This window comes from Acidovorax sp. AC410, from assembly GCF_979253235.1.
The window spans coordinates 75,389-98,084 of record NZ_CEEDCG010000002.1 but is presented as its reverse complement, the minus strand read 5'-3'; the positions used below and the strand labels follow the sequence as shown (position 1 = coordinate 98,084).

General features: G+C 59.9%; 22 protein-coding genes. 21 read left to right on the top strand and 1 reads right to left on the bottom strand.

Annotated features, from left to right (window positions below; genetic code table 11):
- Positions 1–114 precede the first annotated feature (114 nt).
- From AC0IZS_RS33135 to AC0IZS_RS33090, 10 genes are read left to right on the top strand one after another with little or no spacing between them, the layout of a single operon-like run.
- Positions 115–567, top strand: coding sequence for a type IVB secretion system protein IcmW (locus AC0IZS_RS33135; RefSeq protein ID WP_156391347.1), 453 nt, complete (start codon positions 115–117; stop codon positions 565–567).
- 49 nt (positions 568–616) lie between these two features.
- Positions 617–1,717: a hypothetical protein gene (locus AC0IZS_RS33130; protein ID WP_471639642.1), complete on the top strand. Its 1,101-nt coding sequence runs from the start codon at positions 617–619 to the stop codon at positions 1,715–1,717.
- A 10-nt stretch (positions 1,718–1,727) separates the two neighbouring features.
- Positions 1,728–2,489: a hypothetical protein gene (locus tag AC0IZS_RS33125; protein ID WP_087865474.1), complete on the top strand. Its 762-nt coding sequence runs from the start codon at positions 1,728–1,730 to the stop codon at positions 2,487–2,489.
- Between the two features lie 5 nt (positions 2,490–2,494).
- Positions 2,495–3,700: a hypothetical protein gene (locus AC0IZS_RS33120; RefSeq protein ID WP_305540526.1), complete on the top strand. Its 1,206-nt coding sequence runs from the start codon at positions 2,495–2,497 to the stop codon at positions 3,698–3,700.
- 55 nt (positions 3,701–3,755) lie between these two features.
- Positions 3,756–4,913, top strand: coding sequence for a hypothetical protein (locus AC0IZS_RS33115; protein WP_305540524.1), 1,158 nt, complete (start codon positions 3,756–3,758; stop codon positions 4,911–4,913).
- 2 nt (positions 4,914–4,915) lie between these two features.
- Positions 4,916–6,055, top strand: a complete 1,140-nt coding sequence (locus AC0IZS_RS33110; protein ID WP_087865273.1) for a M23 family metallopeptidase — start codon at positions 4,916–4,918, stop codon at positions 6,053–6,055.
- Positions 6,056–6,079: 24 nt separating this feature from the next.
- The gene (locus AC0IZS_RS33105; RefSeq protein WP_305540521.1) at positions 6,080–7,489 is read left to right on the top strand and encodes a hypothetical protein; all 1,410 of its coding nucleotides are present in this window, start codon (positions 6,080–6,082) and stop codon (positions 7,487–7,489) included.
- Positions 7,476–7,934 carry a hypothetical protein gene (locus tag AC0IZS_RS33100; RefSeq protein ID WP_305540518.1) on the top strand — a complete coding sequence of 153 codons (459 nt, stop codon included), beginning with the start codon at positions 7,476–7,478 and terminating at the stop codon, positions 7,932–7,934. Before AC0IZS_RS33105 ends, AC0IZS_RS33100 begins: the two co-directional genes overlap by 14 nt.
- Positions 7,909–11,115 carry an LPD1 domain-containing protein gene (locus AC0IZS_RS33095; RefSeq protein WP_305540515.1) on the top strand — a complete coding sequence of 1,069 codons (3,207 nt, stop codon included), beginning with the start codon at positions 7,909–7,911 and terminating at the stop codon, positions 11,113–11,115. Before AC0IZS_RS33100 ends, AC0IZS_RS33095 begins: the two co-directional genes overlap by 26 nt.
- Entirely contained in the window at positions 11,112–11,492 is a 381-nt protein-coding gene (locus tag AC0IZS_RS33090; RefSeq protein WP_087866136.1) for a hypothetical protein, read from the top strand. Before AC0IZS_RS33095 ends, AC0IZS_RS33090 begins: the two co-directional genes overlap by 4 nt.
- Before the next feature lie 189 nt (positions 11,493–11,681).
- On the opposite strand, the gene AC0IZS_RS33085 is transcribed toward AC0IZS_RS33090, so the two are convergent.
- Positions 11,682–12,608 carry a hypothetical protein gene (locus tag AC0IZS_RS33085; protein WP_305540509.1) on the bottom strand — a complete coding sequence of 309 codons (927 nt, stop codon included), beginning with the start codon at positions 12,606–12,608 and terminating at the stop codon, positions 11,682–11,684.
- A gap of 418 nt (positions 12,609–13,026) precedes the next feature.
- Between AC0IZS_RS33085 and AC0IZS_RS33080 the strand changes: the two genes are divergently transcribed.
- The 11 genes from AC0IZS_RS33080 to AC0IZS_RS33030 all read left to right on the top strand — a co-directional run bounded on the left by AC0IZS_RS33080 (position 13,027) and on the right by AC0IZS_RS33030 (position 22,696).
- The gene (locus AC0IZS_RS33080) at positions 13,027–14,565 is read left to right on the top strand and encodes an ATP-binding protein (protein ID WP_471639641.1); all 1,539 of its coding nucleotides are present in this window, start codon (positions 13,027–13,029) and stop codon (positions 14,563–14,565) included.
- Complete coding sequence (locus AC0IZS_RS33075; protein WP_056639323.1) at positions 14,558–14,839, top strand: hypothetical protein; 282 nt, start codon at positions 14,558–14,560, stop codon at positions 14,837–14,839. Before AC0IZS_RS33080 ends, AC0IZS_RS33075 begins: the two co-directional genes overlap by 8 nt.
- A gap of 42 nt (positions 14,840–14,881) precedes the next feature.
- A complete protein-coding gene (locus tag AC0IZS_RS33070; protein ID WP_056639326.1) occupies positions 14,882–15,802 on the top strand; it encodes a hypothetical protein in 921 nt (306 codons plus the stop codon).
- Positions 15,792–16,256, top strand: a complete 465-nt coding sequence (locus AC0IZS_RS33065) for a hypothetical protein (RefSeq protein WP_156391351.1) — start codon at positions 15,792–15,794, stop codon at positions 16,254–16,256. Before AC0IZS_RS33070 ends, AC0IZS_RS33065 begins: the two co-directional genes overlap by 11 nt.
- Positions 16,253–17,014, top strand: a complete 762-nt coding sequence (locus tag AC0IZS_RS33060; protein WP_305540499.1) for a hypothetical protein — start codon at positions 16,253–16,255, stop codon at positions 17,012–17,014. Before AC0IZS_RS33065 ends, AC0IZS_RS33060 begins: the two co-directional genes overlap by 4 nt.
- 120 nt (positions 17,015–17,134) lie before the next feature.
- A complete protein-coding gene (locus AC0IZS_RS33055; protein ID WP_087864246.1) occupies positions 17,135–17,689 on the top strand; it encodes a hypothetical protein in 555 nt (184 codons plus the stop codon).
- A gap of 9 nt (positions 17,690–17,698) precedes the next feature.
- Positions 17,699–18,085 (top strand): hypothetical protein, encoded by a 387-nt coding sequence (locus AC0IZS_RS33050; RefSeq protein ID WP_156391352.1) that lies wholly within the window; start codon positions 17,699–17,701, stop codon positions 18,083–18,085.
- 15 nt (positions 18,086–18,100) lie between these two features.
- Entirely contained in the window at positions 18,101–19,636 is a 1,536-nt protein-coding gene (locus tag AC0IZS_RS33045; RefSeq protein ID WP_056639333.1) for a toprim domain-containing protein, read from the top strand.
- Complete coding sequence (locus AC0IZS_RS33040) at positions 19,614–20,069, top strand: hypothetical protein (RefSeq protein WP_087864245.1); 456 nt, start codon at positions 19,614–19,616, stop codon at positions 20,067–20,069. The genes AC0IZS_RS33045 and AC0IZS_RS33040 overlap by 23 nt, the downstream gene beginning before the upstream one ends.
- A gap of 22 nt (positions 20,070–20,091) precedes the next feature.
- Positions 20,092–22,554, top strand: coding sequence for a DNA topoisomerase (locus AC0IZS_RS33035; RefSeq protein WP_305540488.1), 2,463 nt, complete (start codon positions 20,092–20,094; stop codon positions 22,552–22,554).
- A gap of 7 nt (positions 22,555–22,561) precedes the next feature.
- Positions 22,562–22,696 (top strand): hypothetical protein, encoded by a 135-nt coding sequence (locus AC0IZS_RS33030; protein WP_255357421.1) that lies wholly within the window; start codon positions 22,562–22,564, stop codon positions 22,694–22,696.

Genomic DNA, 22,696 nt, shown 5'->3' with positions numbered 1-22,696 from the left:
AAATAACGAAACGGCGCAATTTTGATGATTTCGCAAATGTTGAGTTTACCGGGGTGATTTATGACAGTAGGTAGCGGCGCTGCAGCGCCGATTGACCTCAGTGGCTACGCAATCATGTCCAACTTCGCGCGCAGTACCCAAAGCGCGCGGGTTTTGGCGTTCCTGCTTCGCATCGACAGTGTTGATGCGTGGGCGGTGGACTTCAAAGAGGACGAGGCAGCGAACGCACTGGAGGTCAAGGCATTTGTGACGCAATTGCAGGCATTCCTGAACTCTGGGGGGATGGACAGCCTGCAGGTGGCGCCGCATGAGTTTTTGGAGCTGCTAGGTGGCATGCGGTCCAGCCGATGCCTCTACCTGCTCAAGAAGGCGAGCGAGCAGAACCCTGTGCTCGCCGACCAGATAGAAAAGCTGCTTGGTGAGGCCAAGCCAGCGGATCGGTTGGTGATGGTCGTGCGTCGGAGGCTGGAGGCCTTCACCAAGGCGCAACTGATCGGGGAGATTTTTTCTAATTCAAGGCTTGAGCGGATCAAGTCCATCATGGGGGTTGAAAATGGGAAGCGCTGAAAACGTAGTGCCGGTGTTGGTGTCCCGCACGAGCTTGTTGTCGGATTTCATGCAAATCTTCTACAACAAGGGCTTCGTGGCAGGTGTTGTCCTCGGGGTAGCAGCATTGGGTGGCGGGTACGCCATCTCTGCTTCTAGCGGTGGTGGAGGGTCTTATAGCGATCCAACCAGCACGTTGCTATCCGATCAGGAGTCGGTCATCACTGCCCAGATGCGCGCTGACGCGCAGGCCTGCGCAAGCGGCACGCAGCAAGGGACTGTGGGCAATGCGATCAATATGTCACTCAAGGCCCATCTTGAATTGGCATCAGCTTCGCCGAACGTTGAGCAACTCTTCGATGTGAATGCGGACTGCTTCGCTGGCCTCAGTGCGTTGCTGGACCTGTCCTTTGCAATTCCATCGTTGGCTACCATCATCGCTGCGGCTCAACAGGCCGTGATTGCCTACGCCAAGAAGAAAATTTGTTCGGCTGTTTCCAAGGTCACTGGCATGGTGACTGGGCCTATCAATCAGGCCATCGGGCAAGCGAACCAATACATCGGTGCACTGAACGGCCTGAGCGCGAACCTCAATAGTTCTGGCGGCATGTCGTTGCTTGACCCCAACCTGGGTGCCAACTACAACATCGGTCAATCCGGCACGTACAACACCGGGCAACCGTTTGGCAATCAGCCACAAGCGACAGTTCCTGATTCTGCGGGCGGAAGTGGGTCTGGCACCGGCACGGGCACGGGCACGGGCACTGGTACAGGGACTGGAACGGGCACCGGGACAGGTTCTGGCGGGATGACGGGCAATGGCCCCGGCTCTTACTTTGCCGTGTACTCTGGACTGATTAACCAGTTGAACACTGCTGAGTCGCAGCTTGCGACTGCCAACCAGAACTTGGCCGCAGCCCAGCAAGCGGCCAATGTTTGCGTCGCGGATTGCACGTCGCAGCAACAGGCGGTGGCTTCTGCGCAGACGGCGGTGAACAATGCACAAGCAGCAATCGACACCATCCGCTGCAGGATGAACAACCTGCAGGCGGATGGCACGATCCCCGCGAATGCTTGTGTCACCACTGGCACGACTCTTTCGAGCCGTTCGGTTCAGCAGAGCCAAAGCCAGCAGAGCCTGACGCAGAAGCTGACCAACCTTTTCCAGTGATGCGCGCATCATGAAAAAGGCCGTCGCATCTAAGCTGGCTCAGGTGGCCTTGGTGGCCTCCCTGGTAGGAGTCTCAGCCCAGGCCCATGCCTTTGGCTGGGCCTCGGTGTTGTCGTGGTTCCAGACGATGCAGCGTGAGCTGAGCGCCCTGGCAATTGCGGTCAAGCAAAGTGCTGTCGCATCGAACCAGATCAGCGACGCTGAGGTCAATACCCGCAAGCAACTTGCGGTGGCAATGGGTGCTGTGATGACCAGTGAGCGTGTACGTGAAGTGGTGAAAAACTACGACCCGTCCCTCGGTCAGCCGATGCTGCTCAAGTGCGAGGCGCAGTTTGATCGTCGCCTGCAGGTTGAGGTTTTCAACCAGTCGGAGAAGAACACTCGTGTTCTGGTGTCGAACTTCGCTGCCGCATCCACGCCATCCCGTGCTGCAGCGGATCGGGATGTGCTGACCCAGCATCGTGAGCTGTTCTGTTCTGTCTCCGAAGCGAAGCAGGGCTTGTGCGAGCTGAAACCAAACGGCATGCAGGCCTGGGATGCTTCCTACTCAGGACCATTTGGCGAGCAGACGATGACGCCTGATGTGGAGCTGGCTGGCTACAACTACATCACCAACGTGGTGGACACCAGGGCGTCTCATTCCATCAATTGCAAGTCCGAGGCCTGCGCAGCAGCGCGGCTTGAGAACATGCAGGCCACTGCCATCGGTTCGATGGTGGCGGAAAGTTTCATTGGACAGTTGAGCATGCGCCGCTCGACTCGTTTGGAGTAGTGACTATGCGTAGACGTAATCGACATGCCGCAAAGCGGCATATCCTGCAGGCCTCGCTGGCTGCAGCGTTGGGTAACCCGAAGGTCATCGCGGCCGGGGCGATCTGTGCCGGTGTGCTGGTGTCGGGAGCGGCCTATGGCGCTCTTTACGGCTTCGGGCCTGCAGAGACATGGACCATTGGGATGATTACGGCGATGACGGGCACCGTGTCAGCCCAGCTCGCCGCCTTCCAGGCGCTTTTCATGGCGCAGAGCCAATTGCGGTTTGAGCAGTTGATTTCGGCTGTGGCCATCGCCACCAAGCAAGAGGCTGTGTCGGCGAATCAAGTGGTCGATGCCACGCGCAATTCCGGCCAAACCCTGGTGAATGCTGTCCGCGCGCAGCGCATCAACGATGCTACGGTCAAGGCCTACTTGGACTACTCGCCAACTACTGGGCAAGGCTTTGATGCCTGTGGCACTGTTGCGCGTAATCAATCGCTGGACAAGGCCTTTGATGACGTGCCAGGACTGGCGCGGCAGACCTTGGCTCAGCTCGATGTTGCACCTGGGCGACTGGTGGATTCGCGCGTGGGTGCCATGTCAAACCGACTGAATCTGCATCGGACTAAGTTCTGCACTCCAGCCGAGGCCAATGCTGGCCTTTGCAGCGTGGGCAGTGTTCCTGGCGGTGACACGAACGCGGCTCTGCTGTTTACGGGCGTGGATCAAGGCAGTGATGCGGCAGCGGCTCGCAAGGCGTTCATCCAGAACGTGGTAGGCGCCCCTGATGAGCGGATTACGCGGGATGCTGGTCAGTCTCCTGCAGGGCAGGCCTATGCCTTCGAGAAGAATCGCAAGGATTCCCTGTTGTCGATTCCTGCTTACTCCCTGGCAATGATCGACGCCAACAACACGCGCAGCGAAGCCTACGGGGGCAAGTCTGCCAACGAGATGATGAAACTGCGCGTGAACCAGTATTTTGGCGGCAAGGAAGCGCAGCAGTGGTCTTCGTCCATGGCCGCGCAGACCACACGCGGGCTCGTCGTTGAACTCACCAAAATGTCGGGCCTGGAGGTGTGGATGCGCCATAAGCAGTACGAGCAAGGCCAGCGGATGGAGGCCAATCTGGCGGCATTCGTATTGAGCAGCACTGATGACATGCAGGCCGAGGTCGATCAGAAGTACGACGCTGTGCTCCGACAAACGGCAGCGCAGGCAGTTCGGCCATAAAGGGGGCGGTATGCGTACAAGATTGAATCGTGCAGCACAAGCGGGCAAGACCGGGATGACCCGCGCCCAGCGGCGGGTGGTCACTGGCCTTGCAGGACTGACAGCAGCGACCTCATTCGCTGCGTTTTGCCCACCGCAGTATCAAGAGACATGGGTGTACCCGGCGTTCGTGGCTGCGACCTCCACCTTGACGGCGCAGATCACGGCCATGGACGTTGCGCTGTCGGCGCAGCTCTGGTTCCAGAGTGAGCGACTGATTAGCGCGATAGCGATCATGACCAAGCAGAAGGCGGTTGCAGCCAACCAGATCGCTGATGGCTTGCGCAACACAAACCAGAACGTAGCAGTAGGCCTGAACGCCCTTGCAACTGCAGAGCGCGTGAAGAAAGCGCGCTTTGAGTATGGCGGTGACTTCGGCCAGGGCTACTCCCCTTGCTACGTGTTCCAGGGGCGGCTGGGGATTGCGCGTGCTGAATCTGACTTGAGTGGTGCGTCTGCGGCTGCGCTGCGCGCAGACGTTCAGGCAGCTCCGGGCCGCTTTGCCAATCCGATCACCGCGCAGAAGGAGATGCAGATGGAGCACAACCAGCTCTTCTGCACTCAGGATCAGGCGAGTTCTGGCCTGTGTACCGCGCAGGGTAGTTTGCCAGGGGCCAATCTGAATGTGGCGACGCTGTTCAAGCCAACGGCGGGGGAAGAAGACCTGACGAAGGCCAAAACCTCGTTCATCAATTTCGTCGCTGGCCTGCCCGATGGCGAAGTGCCCCAAGGTGGCGGCTCTTCCCAGGTTGCAGCGACGTATCAACTGGCAAAAATCCAGAAAGACGCGGTGCGCAGCAGTGCGCTGGCATCCTTGACCCAGATTCGCCTGGAAACCACCAGCGGCGGTCATGGTGAGCATGGTGACGGCGATCTGCCACTGTCGATGCAATACGCCACCGAGGTGAAGCGCTACGCAGGCAATACGCCTGAATACAAGCGCTGGTCCAGCGTTATGGCTGCCCAGAATGACCGTGGCGTGATGGTGGAGCTGCTCAAGATCAAGGCGCTGGACCTCACCCTGCAGGAGCGGCAGTACCGTCAATATGAGCGCATGGAGGCGCAACTGGCAAGCGCAGTTGCTGCCAACCTCAAGTCGGGTCAGGCCCGCAAGGCGCAGGCCTCGGGAGAGGCCGCAGCTCGTCAGAACGCTGCGAATAAAGTGGGGTTGTGAGCATGGCGATGAAGTCTGCCAAGTGGCTCGCATACTTCGGCGCTGTCGCTGCAATTAGTGCAGCAGGCCTGATGCCGCAATCTGCTTTTGCGGCATCTGCCTCTTGTGCCATGGACCCGACCAAGGGCGGGGGTGGCATGGCGGCTACAAGCCGCTTTGGCACATGGCGCTCGTATTACAACGGCGGCAAGGGCGGCGGTCACGGCGGTCAAGACTTGCGTGCTGCCGTGGGTATGCAGTTGTACGCGCCGTTCGATGGAACGGTGCTTTACAAGAACGTTCAGCCAGGGGGTGCCGGTAATTTTCTTGCGATCCGCAATGGCAATGGCGATGTGGTCTGGTTCATGCACTTGAGTGGGTATGCCAATGACATTGCTGTCGGCAAGACGGTCAGCGCAGGCCAGTTCGTGGCCTTGTCTGGCAATACAGGTCGCAGCAGCGGCCCGCATTTGCACCTTGAGTACACAGTGAAGAAGCGCGAGGACGCGCGCAATGTGTTTGTGACCAAGGGGATGGAGCGCGAGCAGGTTTTCCAGGCCAAGAACAATTTCGTGCAGAAGAGCGATGGCACGTACACCACCGATCCGGCTGGGTACATGTGCGATCCGTACACCTTCGTGGGCGACGCCACCAAAGACAACGCGGTGTTGGGCAAGAACACCAAGGAGCAGTACCAGATTCTGCATGGCAGTGTGCCCAATGGCACCCCTCCCAACGCGGAATACACGGATGCCCAGTCTGTCGCAGCCAATTCGGTCGCCGTCCAGGCCAACGCTGTGGGCAAGACCATCCCCGAATTCCTCTCGGATCGTGATGGGTATGGTTCGTTGCCGGGAGTGCGCTACGAGAGCTACAGCAATGTTTCACCCTCGGAAATGATCGCTCGTGAGTCCAAGCGGCGCATGATCGACGCCGAGTGGCAAAAAAACCTGACACAGGTTTCGTCTCGCGCGTTGTGGGTGGACTACGCCCAGACGGTGGCGGTCAGCAACTACATGCAAGAGGCCATTTATCGCAAGCGCGAGAAGGTGGAAGCGCTCCTGGCGACGTTGGCTGCTCAGAAATCTGAGAGGCAACGCAGGGCGACGGATGCAGCGCGCGAGCGCGCTGTAAAGCAGGGTGCGACGAAGGCACTCCAGTAAGGCAATTTCGCGTAGGAGAAGACCATGAGTAGTGAGAAAGATATGGATGAGTTGAAGGTAAAAGATGGTCTTCCCAGCTTTGGGCCAGACCCAAAGGCCGCGAAATCTGCAGCGGCGAAGTCCAAGGATTTAGGGCAATCGAAAAAGCCCGAGCTTGCCCTGGATGCCGATGCGCTCAGTTCGGTTCCTGGCGGGTTGCGCGTCATTCGCGGCGGCGGCGCGGAGATCGTGCAATTCGCACAGGCGCAAAAGAGCGCCCTTGCGGCCCAGGCAGAGGCCATCGTGTCATCCAGCTCTAAAACTGAGAAGGGCTTTGACGCAAAGGTCGGTGTGGACAAGGATGGTGTGAACGCCAGTGTGGGCGTGAGCATGAAGAAGACCACCGAGGTCAAGTCTGAGAGCAAGAGCAAGGGGCAGTTCAGTCTTGAGGACAAAGAGTTCATCGCTGCATTGCAGGCCAAGGGCGTGGACCTTTCCAGCGGGAAGATTCCCTTGGACGTGCTCGCAGAAGTGCTCGCGGAGATGGCTGGAGAGGCCCCCAACACAGCGCTGCTCGATGCGAAGGCCCACGACAAGATGCTTGCTGACATTTCCAAGCGGTTGTCTCTTGGACTGCGCGAAGAAAAGGGCGCCGAGCTGCGCGCCGGGGTCACTGCTGGCGGCGGTGGCGGGCGGGGTGCGCGAGGTGACGAGGCGCCACAGTACGGCAGCTCAGTCGGCGCCGAGCTGGTCGCCACAGGCGGCGCTTTGATCGGCGGGCTTGCTTCCCTTGCATCCGGCTCTGCCAAGTTCATCGGTGCCGCAGTCGGCGCCGCTGGGCGAGGTATCGGCAATTGGGGGGCGAAGCCCGAGTTTGCCGGTAGCAGCTACGACCGCGTTTCCGTCATGCCAACGATCAGCGAGTACCGGATCAACCAGATTGAGAAGTCAACGAACAACTACGAGAAGGCGCTGAACAAGTTTTGGCAGGTTGCGCCGATGGCTGCTCTGCGTGAAGAGATCGAAGAGCGTGCGCGCAAGACGGGCATTTCTGTGCCCGATGCGATGGCAAAGATGAAGCCCGGTGGTGAATGGGCCGAGCTTCACGACAAGTTCGTGAAGGAGGTCGCTGCATCACCGGATGCGCTGCAGGCCAAAGTGTCATTGGACAAGGCCCTCAAGAGCTACACAGGGCAATACGAGCACAGCGCCGAAGAGCTGATGAATGCCGACATGACCGATCCCAAGACCATGAAGGCGCGCAACAAGGTGGACGCCTCCAAGGACAAGATGCAGGAGCTGGCAGCAGAAACCCCCGTGTTTGGTGGCGAGACGGAATCGCACGCTGAGCGCCTGAAAGCGGCTATCCAGGCGATCATTGAGCGCGTCAGGGAGCTGCTGCAGGCGGTGGGCGCGAAGTTTACTGGCGGCGAGCAAGAGCATGCAGCACCCTGAGTCGTTCGACCGCACCCATTTCCCCCGGCTGAGCCTGCTGCGGGCATCGGCCAGCGACTTTGGCTTGCAGGACGCGGATGCTGTTTGTCTCGATGCGATCCTGGGCGCAGCGGTTGCCTTTGGTTCTGAGGCCGAAGAGGGTGCATTTTCGAGCATCCATCTGGCCTATGGTCAGGGGGATGACCGCGTAAAAGTCACCGTAACCGGCACCCGTGATGAGGGCTACCAGCTCGTTTTAGAGCGTGCTACCAGCGGTGCGAAAGAGTCATACGTGGCTGGGCTTGCCGCTACAACGCTGGGCGGTGGTAGCGCCTGGAATGTGGAGGCTGCGCACGTAGCTGGGCAGCAAGCTACGGCTGGCAACGTGCTTGCCGGGATAGCAGAGCTGCGCAGCCTGGTTCTGCAGGAAAAAGAGGTTGGTGAACGGCTGGAAGCTGTGGAGTGACGCAGTGAAGTGGTTCAATCTTTCCCGCTACGCGGCCAAGCTCAGTGTGCTGCCAAAGTCCGATGCGCGCACGCGCACGGTACTGCGGCTGGAAATGCCGCATTCCAGGGATTGGGCTGCGCAGCGGGCCATTGCCCAGGTGCTGGACCCTACCGTCGCTGAGCGGTATACCCCTGATCGGTTCCGTGAAGCGCTGGCCGATATGGGGTTCAGCGCGATGGACAGTACGCGGCTCGCCTCCGGGACTGCTGCTGACTTCAATGCCCATGGCGCCGAGTACCCCACTTTCGCTGCGGAGGCCTTGCGCGATTCGATCAAGCTGTCCGATCTGCAGCGGTTGTTCCCAGGCCTCACGGTGAATGATGTTGAAGACATGCCACTTGAGCGTGTTCTGGTTGCGAGCGAGGACTTTCAAGGCTACGAGGCTCGATGGGAGCGACTGCGCAGGGCGATGGTGAATGACTCCATCGGTGTCTGGGTTCCCAATCAGCAGCCATGGGGTCAGAGTGACAAGCCAGTGCCACTGCGGGAGGCGCTGGAGACAGCCGGTTTGCTGGGTCAGGATCGGGATAGGACCATAGCGATAGCGCTTGCCCTCAAGGCATCGCAGCTTGGCTATCGTGATGATGCGCTGGCGGTCTACTACGTGAACGAGGAAGCCGCCCAGGCAGATGGGCTCAAGGAGGGGCAGTACCACCGCAGCGGCTTTGCTGCCAGTGTTCCCATTGCTGTGGTGGGGCAGGGCAAGGTCGTGGCGTTGCGCGACGTTTGGGCCATGCCCGATCTGCGGCGCACGATCTCTCCAGAAAACGCGCTGTGGCTGCGGCAGGACGCGGTGCCGCAATCACTCGTGGTTGATTACCTCCGGGACCGCATGGCCTACGCCGCTCTCTTGAAGACCGCGCTGGATCGCCTGGATAGCTGGATAGCCGATCCAAAGCAGCTCAAGGACGAGTCGCCAGATTTGGTGTGGGGTCAGGTGGCTGTATTCAACGAGGGCTACGCCCTGGTCGAGCGCCATTCGTCCCTGGCCGATTCGGTCTTTGGCGACACCGAGCCTGCCCTGGAGCGAAACGACGCCGGTAGCTGGCGTCTTCGCAAACTCAACAACATCGAGAACAGTGCTTACGAGTCCCTGGCGCTGAGTGCTGAGAAGCTGGGGATTGCTTCCAAAGACAAGGTGCTTGACACCCTGCTGGGCGCCCGCCTGCTGTGGCAGAAGATGGTCAATGCGGAGATCGCTGCAGAGCGGGATGCGGCCATGGCCGCAGCCAAGGCAGTTCAGGCAAAACCTGTGCAGCAACCGTTGGCGATAGATGCGCCCGACACGCGCAAGCATGTGGACGTGGGCGAGAAGATCGGTGGTGCGCGCAAGGACTATGCGAAGCGCGCGATGGCCCTTGACGATGTGTTGGCGATGAATGATCTTGAGATCAAGTTGCACGTCAACAAGCAGAACGTGTGGCCTCCGTTGAACTATGCGGCCATGAAAGAGGCGGGGGTGGAGCCGAAGGTGGCGATGGCCTTGAAGCTGTTCAAGGACAGCATCAACACCGTTCCCATGAAGTACAGCCCACTCAGTGATCGCGAGTGCGCCGACAATTTTGTGACGGCTGTTGGTCGGATGCGGGACTTCTTTGAAGGCGTGAAGACCGAGGCTGAATTCAGGAGCGCAGCGGTAGCTGCCGGTGAATATCTCTCGCAAGGAGATGACAGCGTGATCTACGGTGGTGCCTTGTGGCACCAAGTAGGCAGGGATACCTCCAAGTTCCTGCAGAGGGATTTTTTCTACGCTGCCGAGAGGAAGATCCAAAAGGCCACGCGGTCATGGAACTCTGCAACCCAGCGGATGGAGAACGCAGAGCCCTGGACAGCCCTGGTCAAGCCAGCCAAGACGGCGACCGAGGAAGAAGCTGCAGAGCGCAAGCGCCGCACGGAGATCGACAAGGAGCTGCATGTGCCGCACCTTGAGCACCTGCGCCGCAATGGAGAAGACTGGCGCGATGGCCGTGACGTGACGGCTGACGAGCTGCTTGAGCGCTTCGGGTTTCGGGCTATCGAGTATGGCGAGTGGCTTCCACAAAAGGAGCGGCAAGCAGTCATCAATACGGCGTTCGACAGCTTCGCCGATCTCGCCCAGGCGCTGAATCTCAGACCCCAGGACTTGAGCATGGGCGGTAAGCTGGCCGTTGCTTTCGGTGCTCGTGGAACTGGGGGCAGGGGGGCGGCACTTGCTCACTATGAGCCGGGGCGTACCGTCATCAACCTCACTCGGCTCAAGGGTGGCGGTTCGCTGGCGCACGAGATGGGGCATTTTCTGGATCACCAGATTGCGGCGCTTTCAGGTGGTGGAACGTATGCCTCCGAGATGACGAGTCCTCCCTTGGATTCGATGCGCACCCTGTCTACCCGGCTCAGTTGGCGCAACGCCACGGTCGAGGAGTTGACCGAGCTGGCGTCTCGCAATGCTGCGCGCAGCAAGTCCAATGCGGAATCCTGGCTGGGCAGCGTGCCCGTGGAGCAGCGGCCCGAGGCCCTTGCTGATCTGGGGCATGCGATGGATTCCATGCGCATGGAGATCACGCGGCGTGTAGAGGCACTGTTGCCCGATACCTTGGACAACAACCCGTACCGTGGTGTTCTGGGGGAGGCTGGCGTGATTTCGTTCTCTGTGCTGCACAGTCTTGCTGACGAGGTGCGCGATGAAATGAGTACGAAATGGCGCGGCAAGCTGGGCAAAGATGGCTTCAAGCACATGCGCGATAACTGTTGGCACATGGGCAAGGCTCTTGGGCTCGGTAGCACCTTGCAGGCCTATGCAGAGCGTGGCCTGCCGGTGCCCGAGGTGCTGCTGGGTCAAAGTAGTTTGCGCAAGCAATCGGTGTTCAGCCGTGATGCAGAAAAGCTGGACAACCTTCGGTCTGCGCCCTACTGGAACACCACTCGCGAGCTGTTTGCTCGCGCCTTTGCGGCTTATGTGCAGGACAAGATTGAAGAACAGGGCGGGCGCAGCGACTACCTCGTCCACGGCGCGGGCGATGGGCGAAAGGTGGCCGACATTGAGGCCAGCCCTAACCCATCGGGTGAGGATCGGAATGCGCTGCGGGCTTGCTTTGACAACCTGCTGGATGAGTACCGTGCAACGCTCACCAACGAATCAACACAGGACATGACACCATGAAAATTCAAGTGCAAGACTACAAGGACATGGTAGCCACACCGGAGGCTCACTTGGAATTTCTGCGGCACGCTACGCAGCTTGCCGAGGGCATCGAGGGTACGGGCCAGGACGTGGCGCGCAAGCTCAACACGGCGCTGCGCGAATCCATCGAAGTAGCGGGGCAACCGTTCACCCAGGCCCGTCATCTTGTGCAACTTGAAAGACACAGCGACGGCTGGGACTTGGAGGGGACGAAGCCCGAAGTGCTGCGCGAAGTGATCCAGTTGTCGGAAGGATTGAAGGCCGTAGATGCGGGTTTGGACATCCCTCATTTCACAACTGGATTCGAGTGGATGCGCGAGCTGGCTGGCGGTCCCGAGGTCGCTCCGTCGCGTTGAGCTGTACAACGGGACCAATTCTCTGCATCCGCGCGATCAAGAGCATGCCCCGCTATGCCCAGCATCACGACGCTCCCCCCTACGGGGTCTGCGCTGCAGGCCTGCAGCGCCTGGGCGCGTAGACGCAGCAAGGCCCACCGACTCGGATTGCTCCGAGATGCGGTGGGCCTGCCAAGGATCAGCAGCGGGTTACTCCAGACCTTCCAGATTCCCCTGACTGGCTTTGGCCGCGCGCTCCGATGCGCGGCTGCTGCGTTTTTCGGTGATCGACTCCAGGGCATCGTGTGCCTCTTTCAGCGCCAGGAGTGCCGCGGCGTCCACCTCGATTTTCTGCCCCTTCGGCATCCCGCTGGCTTCCCAGCGGGCAAGGCCTTCGAGAACACCGCCGCGCGTGCGTTTCCCGAAGAGTTCGCCAAAGGCGCCCGTCACGGTTCCTGCCACCTTGGGTGGGATGCCGGCGCCGCGCACAGCTCCGCGAGTGACCTTTCCACCCTTGTTGAGCGTGCTTTGCATGTATTCGCCAGCGGCCTCGCCATGCAAGCGGACAGCTTCGATGGCCGCGTCTGCGGACACCTTGCCACTCTTGACCAGTGCATGCACGTCGCTATTCGCCATGCCGAGCAGCAGCAACTGCTCCACGCGGGCCACGGTGCGGTGCATTTTCTGGGCGATCTCCTGATTGGTGTAGCCCTTCCGGTGCAGTCGCAGGTAGCCGATTGCTGTGTTCAGGGGGCGAAGCTGCAGACCATCTGCAGAGCGCAGCATCACTTCGATTCGTTCTGCATCGCTTCCCTTGAAGCCCACGCATTCAAGGTAGGGCAGGTCGTGGCCACGCTCGATGGCAAGCATTGCACCACGTCGCCGCAGGTGGCCTTCGACAGGGCTGATGCGGCCCTCATCGTCGGTCCACACGATGAGCGCAGGCACGTAGCGCCCCGCAGCGTATGCGTCTGCGAACGCCTCGATCTGAGCGATGACCTCCGGGTCGTCGTAGTCGCGCAAATTGAAGCCTTCGACTTCGACCAAGACGCGAGGATCGACTTTCCACAGGTCAGTCTTCTTCACCGCGTTGTTGTCTTTGTCGGCGGCCATTGCTTTCAGGGATTTACCGGACATTGCTGCGATCCTCCATGTGATTGTGCATGCATGTATTATGCGCCGCAAACATGGCGTATACGCCATGGTGCGCAGCAAAAAAGCAGCTTTAATTTGTATCTAAATGTGGCGTATGCGCCATGTTCATGGTGGAAAAGCTGCTTGAAGATGGCGTTTCGTCGTTATTCATGGCGTATGCGCCATGGGCGGGTGTTGGGTGGCTGCTATAGTCATTTGGATACATGGAAAGGATATGGCATGGCTACAGACAAATCGCCTGGGGACACCGCCCCATTGGAGCGATTGACACCCGCCGAATTTCGGGCCGAAGTCGTGCGCAAAGGATGGACCTTTGTGGCGATAGGTCGGCGCTGGGATATGTCAGCCAACTGGCTGCAGAAGGTGGCGGGGAACGCACAGCGGCCCAGGTACTGGGACGATGCAATTCGAGGTCTTCCCGACCGCGCGAAGGGGGAATGAAGTGCGTGTGACATGGGGATACGCAGCACGGGACTTGAAGGCTGGCAACAAGGTTCCTGTGGCAAGTGACACGGCTTACACGGTGAATGGTCACGCGCTGATCTGCGGCATGACGGGTGCCGGAAAAACGTTCACGCTCAAGCGCATGGTGCGCGAGATGAGTGCTACTAGCGATAGCCGAAATCCTGTGCGGTTTCATGTGTTTGACGTTCACGGTGATATTGCCATCCCGAACGCCAGCAGCGTCATGTTTTCCGAGCAGACGGATGTGGGTATTAACCCTCTCAAGCTGAGCGCAGACCCTCACTTTGGTGGGGTGCGCAAGCGCGTGCAGGGCTTCATGGCGACCATGAACAGTGTCATGCGTGAGTTGGGGCCAAAGCAGCAGGCAACCCTGCGCAACGTTCTGTACGACGTGTATGAGCGCCATGGGTTTCGCCAGGACGACCCCAGCACCTGGGCTGTCAATGAGGAAGAGGCGCACTTGATGAGCGACGGCAGCGGCAGGCTGTACATCGACGTGCCACTGGCCGAAAAGGACTCGGCGAAATCATTGGGCGCCCGGTGGGATGCCGGTGCGCGGTGCTGGTACATAGACGCCAGGGAGTATGACGGTGCCATCACCAGATGGCCTCCGAAGACGCTGACACGAACCTATCCCTCGATCTCTGATGTGCTGCGCACAGCCCGCTACATCATGAAGCAGAGTTTTTTGGGAAGTGGTCAGGAGGCCATCACTTGTCTGGCTGCGGCAAACAAAGCGTCTGCAGCCTATCAACGCAAGCTGCTTGAAGCCTTGCGCAAAGGGGAGCGAGGCTTTTCTGACGAGAAGATGCAGGCTGACATTGATAAGGCCAAGCAGAAAGCCATCGAAGCCTATACCGAGTATGTGACCGCGATTTCCACGGGGCGGGAGGTTGATGATCTGCTGCGCTATGACAGCACCGATGTGTTGAAAGGCGTGGTGGATCGGCTGGAGAACATGAATGCCATCGGGGTGTTCAAGCCGAAGCCACCGCCATTTGATCCGCAGGCATCGGTGTGGCGCTACGACATTCGCGCACTGGGCATGGAGGAGCGAAAGCTGTTCGTGTTGTTCAAGCTGCAGGAGCTGTTTGCGGAAGCTATCCAGTCAGGTGAGCAGGCGCAACCCAACACGGTGATCGTGCTCGATGAGGCGCATATTTTCTTTGATTCCGATCCAGAAAACATCCTGAATAGCATCGCGAAGGAGGCTAGAAAATTCGGTGTTGCGTTGATCTGCATTTCCCAGTCGCCAACGCACTTCTCGGAGGATTTCATTGCCGCTGTGTCCACCAAGGTCATCCTCGGCATTGACGAGCTGTACTGGCGCGGTGCTGCCACCAAGCTGCGCGTGGAAGAGCAGGCGCTTGCCTGGATCAAGCTGCAGAAGTCGATGCTGGTCCAGATCAAGTCTCGCGGCGCTCCCAAGAACGATTGGCATTGGGTGGTGATACCGGAGATGGCCCATGGTTGATGTTCACAGCCTGCTCGCGTCGCTGTGGGCGGCTGTGCTTGCCATGTCTCCAGTTGAGATGCTGGGTGCCGCTACGGGGATCTCCGGCGCGGTGTTGCTCGCTTGGCGGGGGCGGCTCGCCCCATGGGCTTGGGTGTTGTGGATCGTGTCCAGCATCGCCTGGATTGTTGCTGCATACCGACTGGGTTCTCACCCTCTGATAGCGCAGCAAACGATCTTTCTGTGTGCGAATCTGCTGGGTGTGTACCGATGGCTCATTCGCAAGGAATGCTGATGCTCGCGGAGCTGGCCGTGCGCTCTAGTGGAGGGGTGTGTGATGGGGGCATTTGATCCCAGCGCAATGCATGTCACCAGACTGGCCGAGGCCGATCTGGGGGAGTCAGTGGCGGACACCACGGCGCAGATCAGCTTGATCGCCGATGGTGACGTGCGGCAGCGATGTGCGAGCGCCAAGTTGGCTGCTCAGATCGTTTCGCGGGTGTACCACGTCAGTGCGGACCTGGGCGACGGGGAGATTCTTGGTGGGATGACGGATGTGCTCAAGCGGCTTGCTGCAGTCCGTCAGACATGCCTGTCAATTGCCGGAGTACCCGAAGACCATCCCGACTACGGCGCGGCCTTTTCGATGTGCACTGCTGTGGCTCTTGAAACCGTGACCGAAGAATTCAAGTGGCGTCAGATCGGGGGGCGCACGAAAGAATTGCCGATGGCACTCTTCGGGCGCCTGATTGAGGCGGTGAGCGCCAAGCAGCCCAGGTTGTTCCCGAAATCATCGGGGCAGTTGGACCTTGGCGCCGCGCGCAAGCTCGCCACACTGCACGCGGCTCCGGTGATGATGGGACTCGTGAACCTGTTCGACTTCTACGTGATGGACACGGAGGCGATGGCGTGCCGTCTGGTCTATGCCGTGGCAGCGCAAGCGGAATTTCACGCGCTACAGGGCGTGGACGGGATGACGGAATACGGGCAGGCCTTGATGATCCAGCGCGCTTACGGGGTGAGTGTGGATGTGATGGCCCAGGTCTACAACGCATGCGCACGCAAGGCGGTCGAGAAGCTGCAGGACATGCAGGAGATCGACCGAGCGTTTGCCATTGGCAACTACGAGCGCATCGGCGGCATGAACTACGAGCATGTGCTTGAAGAGCATGACCGGGTGATGCGCAAGACATACGAGGTTTGTGAGTTGATCGTCATTGCCCAGTCGGGCAGATCGGAGGGTAAAAATGTCTTTTGAGGAAAAGAACTGGGAGTCTTTGATGACCCTGGTGACGGGATTGGCTGAGCGTGAGCACGCGCAGGGCACGCAGTTTTTGTATGACAGGGCTCGCCTGTTCCCCGAGGACGTTGCGGACATGCTTCTGCCCTCGGTGATTTGCCTTGCACAGGGCGTCTCGCGCTATGTGGGTATGGGCGAGTTTGGCTACGACTACAAGCTCGATCCTGAGAGCAAAGAGGCCTTCCCCCTGGTCGCTGCGCGAAACATGGACAAGCTGGCTCCATTTCACCGCGTCGGCCCGTTCGTTGTCGAGGTGTTCGACTCCTATGTGCTCGAACACCGTGCGGATGTGGCTCGTGTTTTCGAGGCGGCTGCACAGTCCATCCATCCTGATTTCACCTTGGAGCGCAACACACGAGTGGGGCGTGAGGCAACGGCTTTCGGCAACCAACAACAGGGGCCACGGGTATGAGCACTTACGGGCAAGAGCGTGGCGCGGCCACGCGCAAGACAGTCCAGATCGCGCGGGAGCCGGTGCTGGAGAAGCTGGTCATCCCTGACCTGATTGCCATGGCCGATGCAGGCAAGCGTGTTGATCGCAATGTCCTGCTGTGGATGCAGGACTCGTGGGTCCAGCAGGCCATGGTCGAAAATATGCCGCTGCTGATTGACCTCATGCGCAAGGGGCGCGAGGACGGCAGCTCGCCGGAAGAGCAGCACCGTGATCGCATCCAACTGCTGGCGAAGCTGGCGAAGGAAACCTACTCATCCGAGAAGTCGCTGGGGCGCGGAGCGGACCTCAAGACCTATCTGGAAGCTGCGACCACCTTTTTCGAGGCCGAGTCCACCCGCTATGCGGGGCATCTCAAGGACATTTCGGAAGAGATCGCCAAGGCCATCGCCAACGGCGAGCGGCCTGACGTAGACCGGATCGCTCGCTCGATCTACGGCTCTACCTCGAAAATCCTGGGCGCCATGGACAGTTTGGAGCACCTGAACAAGGCCAGCGCGGACGCGGTGAAGAGGGCCATGGAGCAGGGCATGGAGCGGATCGGGATGATCGCGGCTACCAGCGGGCCGCTGGAGGTCAACCGCGTGTTGTTCCAGGCGATGGACCAGATCAGCAAGGAGCCGCAGCGCTACGTGCTGTTCACTGACCCGCAGCGCATCCAAATGCCCGACTACCAGCTCTGGGACTTCGAGCCTGAGCACCGGGCTCATTCGCTTTAACCAAAAAATTTCAATAATTGAAACGACGTTTTTTTGAACATAGTTCGAGAATGTGCGTTAGTATTGGTGCCATAATGGCATCGCGCCGCCATGGTGGCGCACATCGGAATGGAGTATGAGATGAGCAATCTGGAACAGTCGATCAAAGCACGCAGCCTCGCTTTCGGGAACTACATCGACCCGCAACGCGAGCTGTTCGATGCGCCTCAGCTCTCCCTGGTGCAAGTTGATTTGCCCGAATACGCCAATAGCGGATTGGGTCGGGCTCTGTTAAGCGTGATTCGCTACCAGTTCACCGATCTCGATGGCGCCTTTGGCGTCGAGGGTATGTCCGTGGGGGCAGACAGCAGCCGGGGCACGATGGTTTACAAGGACATGCAGCCCACGGTCGTGGCTGCAAGCCATGCCGAGTTGCATGCGAGCAATCCCGAATTGGCGGAATCACTGCGCAAGGTCAATTTGCCACCTGAGCTGATCTCCATCGGTGTGCTGCGCGCTGCACAGTCTGCAATGTCTTTCGAGGACTTGTATCGGTTCATTGAGGTGTACCACGCACGCGCTTCGTGGATTGAATCCCATCCTGTCGAGGTGAAGTTTGCGAATCTAGAGGCCATGTCCGGTGGTTCTGGCATCCAGTGGAGCCGTGTATTGCCCAATGGGCCATCCTTCGAGTAAGGGGTGATGATGGCGACCAGCTTCGCTGACGCAATTCGGGGCCGTGTCTACGGCTACCTGACCGCTGCAGGGGCGGAGTTGACGCGCGACGGCATTGAGCCGCTGCGCGTTTCTTGGCTCGTGTCTGGCGTTGAGCTGGATGGAGTCAGGGCCAGCTTCTCCGATGCGGATGGGGTGATCGAGTTTGGTGTGCTGTCCCGTGTGAACGGCGTGCCGACGAATGTCCTGAATGTCACCCTGAGCCTGGACGACGACGAGGCTCAGATTTACTGCCTCTCCGAGGAACGTGCAGACATGAATTTCACGGGGCCTGTGGGTGCGGAGCAGGCCTCCGATGGCCTGTTTCTCGCCTGCGACTACTTCGCTGAGGTGACGGGGTTGGCGGCGCGTTCCTGACGGGCGTCCCATGCCATGGCTGAGACGCTTGTCATCATTGAAGCACCCGGCAAGCGCGCGAGCTTGAAGGATGTGCTTTGGCGAGCGGGGATGCGTGGCTTCGAGGTGGAGGCAACCGCAGGCCACATCGCAGGCAACCCGGCGCGGTTGTCGCCACTGGGAATCACAAGCAGCTTTCGCGAGACAAACTATGCGATCCGGGAGGATCGCATAGCTACGTGCGAACGCATCCGAGAGGCTGCGCAAAGCACTACAGGCCGGATCGTCATCGCCACTGATGACGACCAAGAGGGCGACGTGATCGCCCGAGACGTGTGGCGTTTGGTCATTGCCCCCGAGGATCGCTCGCGGGTGGTGCGTGTACGGCTTCGTGCCCTGTCTCCGTCAGAGGTCCATGCTGCCTTCGAGGACGCCGCGCCCTTTGATCCGCTCTCGGCGGCAAAGGGCGATGCAAGGCGTGTGCTTGATCGCCTTGTCGGCGCACTGTCCAGTGCTGAGGGCGCGGTGGGGAGAGTGCAGGGCTCGCTGCTCCTGGCCTTGACCCAGCAAAAGCCCGTGGTGGGGGTTGCAACCTACACAGCTACCGCCGAGGACGGCTGCGAGCCTTGGATTGCGCAGCGGCCAGTGTTTGCGGGCGATGACATACCTGATCCCGTGATGCTGGATGTGCATTTGTCGGTGGGCAGTAGCGTTGAATCGACGGTCGGCGCCCGTCCCCTCAACTACGGTGAGATTGTCCTGCTGTCGAGCGTGGAGACTGGTGCCGAAGTTGCTGACGTGTCCAGGGCGATGCAGGACTTGTATGAGCGGGGACAGATGACCTACCCGCGATCAATGGCCCAGGCGATCAGCGTGGACGCAGCGCGGCGACTTGATGTGATCGCCCGCATGAACGGCGCCGCCTTCGACGCGGAGCGTTTCACCGCCGTGCGCGCACATGGGCTGCAGGTTGAGCACGGCCATGAGGCACCGAATCCCGCGACCTTCGAGGTGCCGTTGAACCGGGTGGCAGAACTGCTGTCCCTGCCGGAGCATGTGCTTGTGCTCGTCGCTCGCAATCTGGTGGATTGTGGAGTGCGTTGCACGCTGGAGCAGCCAGCGCTGCGCGATCTGCAGAGACTGCCTGATGAGCTTGCAGGTTTGCCTTGGCACCGAAAGACGGAAGCTGGGTTGCGGCTGTACCCAGTGGTTGTGCCGGAGGCAGGATTCAAACCTTGGACCCAGGAGCAGAGCCTGCTGCATCTCATGCACAAGAACGGCCTTGGCCGTCCTTCGACGCTGGTGGAGCATGTCAACAAATTCGCTGCGCGTGGGCTGGTGACAGAAGATTTTGAGTTGACGGCAAAGGGGCGGGACTGGAGTGCGAACGTTGGCCAACTGTTCCAGCACCGCAACCTCGCAAAAATGGTTGAGGATTACCTTGGATCGCACCGTGACCCAGCAGCCTTGATGGTTGCTGAGATGGTTGAGAAATTTGGCATTCCCGTTGTCACGGACGATGGAATGCCTTTAGCGCAGGAGCATGAATATGGACAAGCGAACGAAATATAGGCCCGCCACTTTTCTGGAGGTCGAAGACCTCTACGGTGGCCGCAAGACCGTCATGGTCGGCGCCGATGGCATCACATTCTGGGATGCCATTGACGCGGAGAAGATCACGCCGCTCGTGATCCACCCTGTCTTCAAGCCGGTGGAGATTGGGCCTTTGATCGAGTTTGCGCGCAAGAACGATCTGCTGGATGCACTCCGTGCCCTGACGCAGCACATCAACGAAACCCAAGGGGGGCGCAGTGAGCGCGATCCCCTGTATGTGATGCGTGTGCTGGTCGCTTACTCGAAAGGTGCTTGCGACGGCAGCGTCGCGGCAATTCGTGTCGCCGTGCTCGCGGCGAACGAAGAGGAAGCCCGCGCCATCAAGGCGCAAGAGATCGTTGAGCAGTTCATCAATAAGGCTGAGCAGGACGCAGCAGGCCAAGCGCACTGAGGGGATGGTGATGGGAAGAGTCTTGATCGTTGCCGAGAAGCCATCTGTTGCCGGTGACATTGCGAAGGCGTTGGGTGGATTCAGCAAGGGCGACGGCTGCTACGAGCGTAGCGACGCGATTGTGTCGAATGCACGCGGCCACCTGATCGAGATTTTCTCGAAGGAGGCCGACGAGGGTGGCAAGAGTCTGAATGACCTGCCGGTGATCCCCCAGCGGTTTGAGCTGCGTCCTACCAAGGACGCAGGCCCGCAGCTTCGGCAACTGGTCAAGCTGATGAAAGACCCATCGGTCACAGAGGTGGTGAATGCGTGCGACGCTGGGCGCGAAGGTGAGCTGATCTTCCGGCTCATCTTCGATTACGCCGGATGTCGCAAGCCCATGAGCCGCATGTGGCTGCAGTCGATGACGCACGACTCCATCCTTGAGGCCTGGAAGCACCGCAGCGACGGTGCGACATACCAGGGCCTTGCTGATGCCGCTTATTGCCGCAGCGAGGCCGATTGGGTCATGGGGATCAATGGCACCCGTGGTGTGACTCGCCTTCACGAGCGCCAGAATGGCGCCTACGAGCTGATGAGCGTAGGGCGGGTGCAAACGCCAACCCTGTCACTGGTGGTAGCGCGCGAGCGCGCTATCAAGGGGTTCGTGCCCAAGGATTTCTGGGAGGTGCGCGGCACATTTGGTGTCGCTGCTGGGAGCTACCAGGGGACTTGGTTTGATGCCAGCTCAAAGGCCGAGGCTGTTGATGAGGTGGACGACGACGAAGCTGGTGCCGAGCCCGAGGCCTCGTCGGGCCAGCGCATCTTCGACAAGGCCAGGGCTGATGCCCTGGTGGCGAAGTGCCACGGTGTCCCGCCCAGCAGCGTGACTGAGGAGGCGAAGCGCACCCAGGAAGCGCCGCAGCGTCTGTTCGATCTGACCACGCTGCAGCGCGAGGCGAACAAGCGTTTCAAGTTCTCCGCGAAGAAGACGCTGGACATTGCCCAGGCGCTGTACGAGACGCACAAGGTCACTACCTACCCTCGGACTGATGCAAAAGCGCTGCCGGAGGATTACGTGGCCCCTGCAGCAGCGCTGATGGGCCAATTTGGTGGGACTGCCTATGCCGCATTGGCGCAGGCCGTCATCGACGGCGGCTGGGTGAAGCCAAACAAGCGGATTTTCGACAACAACGAGATTTCCGATCACTTTGCGATCATTCCTACCGGCACGAGGCCTAGCGGTCTTTCCGACGACGAGCAGCGTGTCTACGACCTGATCGCGCGCCGGTTCATCGCGGCCTTCTACCCGGATGCGGTGTACCAGACCACCACCCGCATCACGGTGGTGGCTGACGAGCGTTTCCGCACCTCTGGCCGGGTGATGCTTGATGCAGGCTGGCGTGTGGTGTGGGGTGGCGACCGTCAAAAGGGTGATGCTCCAGGCCTTTGTGCCTACGAAAAGGGTGAGGCGGTACGCAACCAGGGTGTCCAGGCGGTTGGCAGCAAGACCAAGCCTCCAGCTCGCTACAACGAAAACACGTTGCTGGGAGCAATGGAGAAAGCCGGGAAGACCCTTGCGGACTCCGAGCTGCGCGCGGCGATCCGCGAAACTGGCCTGGGCACGCCCGCGACACGGGCGTCCATCATTGAAGGCTTGCTGAGCACGGGTAGCAGGGAGAAGCCCAAGCAGCCCTACATGACCCGTGAAGGCAAAGAGCAGTTTCTGGTTCCCACGGACAAGGGCGACGGTCTTTACGAGTTCCTGACCCGCAACAACCTGTCCGCTCTCACCTCTGCTGAAATGACGGCTTCGTGGGAGCACCGTCTGCAGGACGTGCAGCACGGGCGCCTTGCCCGCCATGAATTCATGTCCGGCATTGGCAAGAGTGCGCGCGGCATGATCGACGTGCTCAAGGGCAAGGCCTCGGCAATGCCAGAGCCTACCCAGCGGGTTTTTAAGACCCCATGCCCGAAGTGCGGCGGCGAGCTGCGCGGCAACCGCAAGCTCGAATGCAGTTGCGGTTTTGGGATCTGGACCACGGTGTCGGAGCGCGTGATAACGCCCGACGAGATGACCGAGCTGTTGACCAAGCGCCGAACGGGCTTGCTCAAGGGCTTCCACAGCAGCAAGACCAAGCGCAAATTCGACGCGATCCTCGTGCTCAAGGACGATTTCTCCATGGGCTTCGAGTTCGCCGATTCAGCGGAGGCCAGCGGCGCCGCTGCAGCCGCCAAGCCATTCGAGGCACCGTGTCCACGGTGCCAGGGTGAGTTGCGCCATCTGGGTGGCGACAAGCCCAGGTACTCGTGTGCAACAGGGGACTTCACGCTGTGGGCAAACATCGCTGGCCGAACGCTCTCTGAGCGTGAGGCCTTGACGCTGATCCGCACGGGCTCATTGGCTCCAGTGAGTGGGTTCACGTCTGCTGCCAAGAAGAAATTCGCCGCAGGCCTGCGCCTGGACCCAGCGGGCAAGGTTTCTTTCTTTTTCGAGGACAAGTGAGGATTCCATGAACGATGAAATCGACGTGACGATTGCCGAGCGCGAAGACGCGGTTCCCCTGGACTTTCTGGAAGAGATCGTTGCGGAGTACCAGCGCAACGTCATCTTCGACGGCCAGCAGCTCGTGGCTGCAGGAGGTTGA

What these genes read in the sequence shown, in the direction of transcription:
- AC0IZS_RS33135 (WP_156391347.1), top strand. Translation starts at nt 115, where the DNA reads ATGTCCAACTTCGCGCGCAGTACCCAAAGCGCGCGGGTTTTGGCGTTC.
- AC0IZS_RS33130 (WP_471639642.1), top strand. Translation starts at nt 617, where the DNA reads ATGCAAATCTTCTACAACAAGGGCTTCGTGGCAGGTGTTGTCCTCGGG.
- AC0IZS_RS33125 (WP_087865474.1), top strand. Translation starts at nt 1,728, where the DNA reads ATGAAAAAGGCCGTCGCATCTAAGCTGGCTCAGGTGGCCTTGGTGGCC.
- AC0IZS_RS33120 (WP_305540526.1), top strand. Translation starts at nt 2,495, where the DNA reads ATGCGTAGACGTAATCGACATGCCGCAAAGCGGCATATCCTGCAGGCC.
- AC0IZS_RS33115 (WP_305540524.1), top strand. Translation starts at nt 3,756, where the DNA reads ATGACCCGCGCCCAGCGGCGGGTGGTCACTGGCCTTGCAGGACTGACA.
- AC0IZS_RS33110 (WP_087865273.1), top strand. Translation starts at nt 4,916, where the DNA reads ATGGCGATGAAGTCTGCCAAGTGGCTCGCATACTTCGGCGCTGTCGCT.
- AC0IZS_RS33105 (WP_305540521.1), top strand. Translation starts at nt 6,080, where the DNA reads ATGAGTAGTGAGAAAGATATGGATGAGTTGAAGGTAAAAGATGGTCTT.
- AC0IZS_RS33100 (WP_305540518.1), top strand. Translation starts at nt 7,476, where the DNA reads ATGCAGCACCCTGAGTCGTTCGACCGCACCCATTTCCCCCGGCTGAGC.
- AC0IZS_RS33090 (WP_087866136.1), top strand. Translation starts at nt 11,112, where the DNA reads ATGAAAATTCAAGTGCAAGACTACAAGGACATGGTAGCCACACCGGAG.
- AC0IZS_RS33085 (WP_305540509.1), bottom strand. Translation starts at nt 12,608, where the DNA reads ATGTCCGGTAAATCCCTGAAAGCAATGGCCGCCGACAAAGACAACAAC.
- AC0IZS_RS33080 (WP_471639641.1), top strand. Translation starts at nt 13,027, where the DNA reads ATGCAATTCGAGGTCTTCCCGACCGCGCGAAGGGGGAATGAAGTGCGT.
- AC0IZS_RS33075 (WP_056639323.1), top strand. Translation starts at nt 14,558, where the DNA reads ATGGTTGATGTTCACAGCCTGCTCGCGTCGCTGTGGGCGGCTGTGCTT.
- AC0IZS_RS33070 (WP_056639326.1), top strand. Translation starts at nt 14,882, where the DNA reads ATGGGGGCATTTGATCCCAGCGCAATGCATGTCACCAGACTGGCCGAG.
- AC0IZS_RS33065 (WP_156391351.1), top strand. Translation starts at nt 15,792, where the DNA reads ATGTCTTTTGAGGAAAAGAACTGGGAGTCTTTGATGACCCTGGTGACG.
- AC0IZS_RS33060 (WP_305540499.1), top strand. Translation starts at nt 16,253, where the DNA reads ATGAGCACTTACGGGCAAGAGCGTGGCGCGGCCACGCGCAAGACAGTC.
- AC0IZS_RS33055 (WP_087864246.1), top strand. Translation starts at nt 17,135, where the DNA reads ATGAGCAATCTGGAACAGTCGATCAAAGCACGCAGCCTCGCTTTCGGG.
- AC0IZS_RS33050 (WP_156391352.1), top strand. Translation starts at nt 17,699, where the DNA reads ATGGCGACCAGCTTCGCTGACGCAATTCGGGGCCGTGTCTACGGCTAC.
- AC0IZS_RS33045 (WP_056639333.1), top strand. Translation starts at nt 18,101, where the DNA reads ATGGCTGAGACGCTTGTCATCATTGAAGCACCCGGCAAGCGCGCGAGC.
- AC0IZS_RS33040 (WP_087864245.1), top strand. Translation starts at nt 19,614, where the DNA reads ATGGACAAGCGAACGAAATATAGGCCCGCCACTTTTCTGGAGGTCGAA.
- AC0IZS_RS33030 (WP_255357421.1), top strand. Translation starts at nt 22,562, where the DNA reads ATGAACGATGAAATCGACGTGACGATTGCCGAGCGCGAAGACGCGGTT.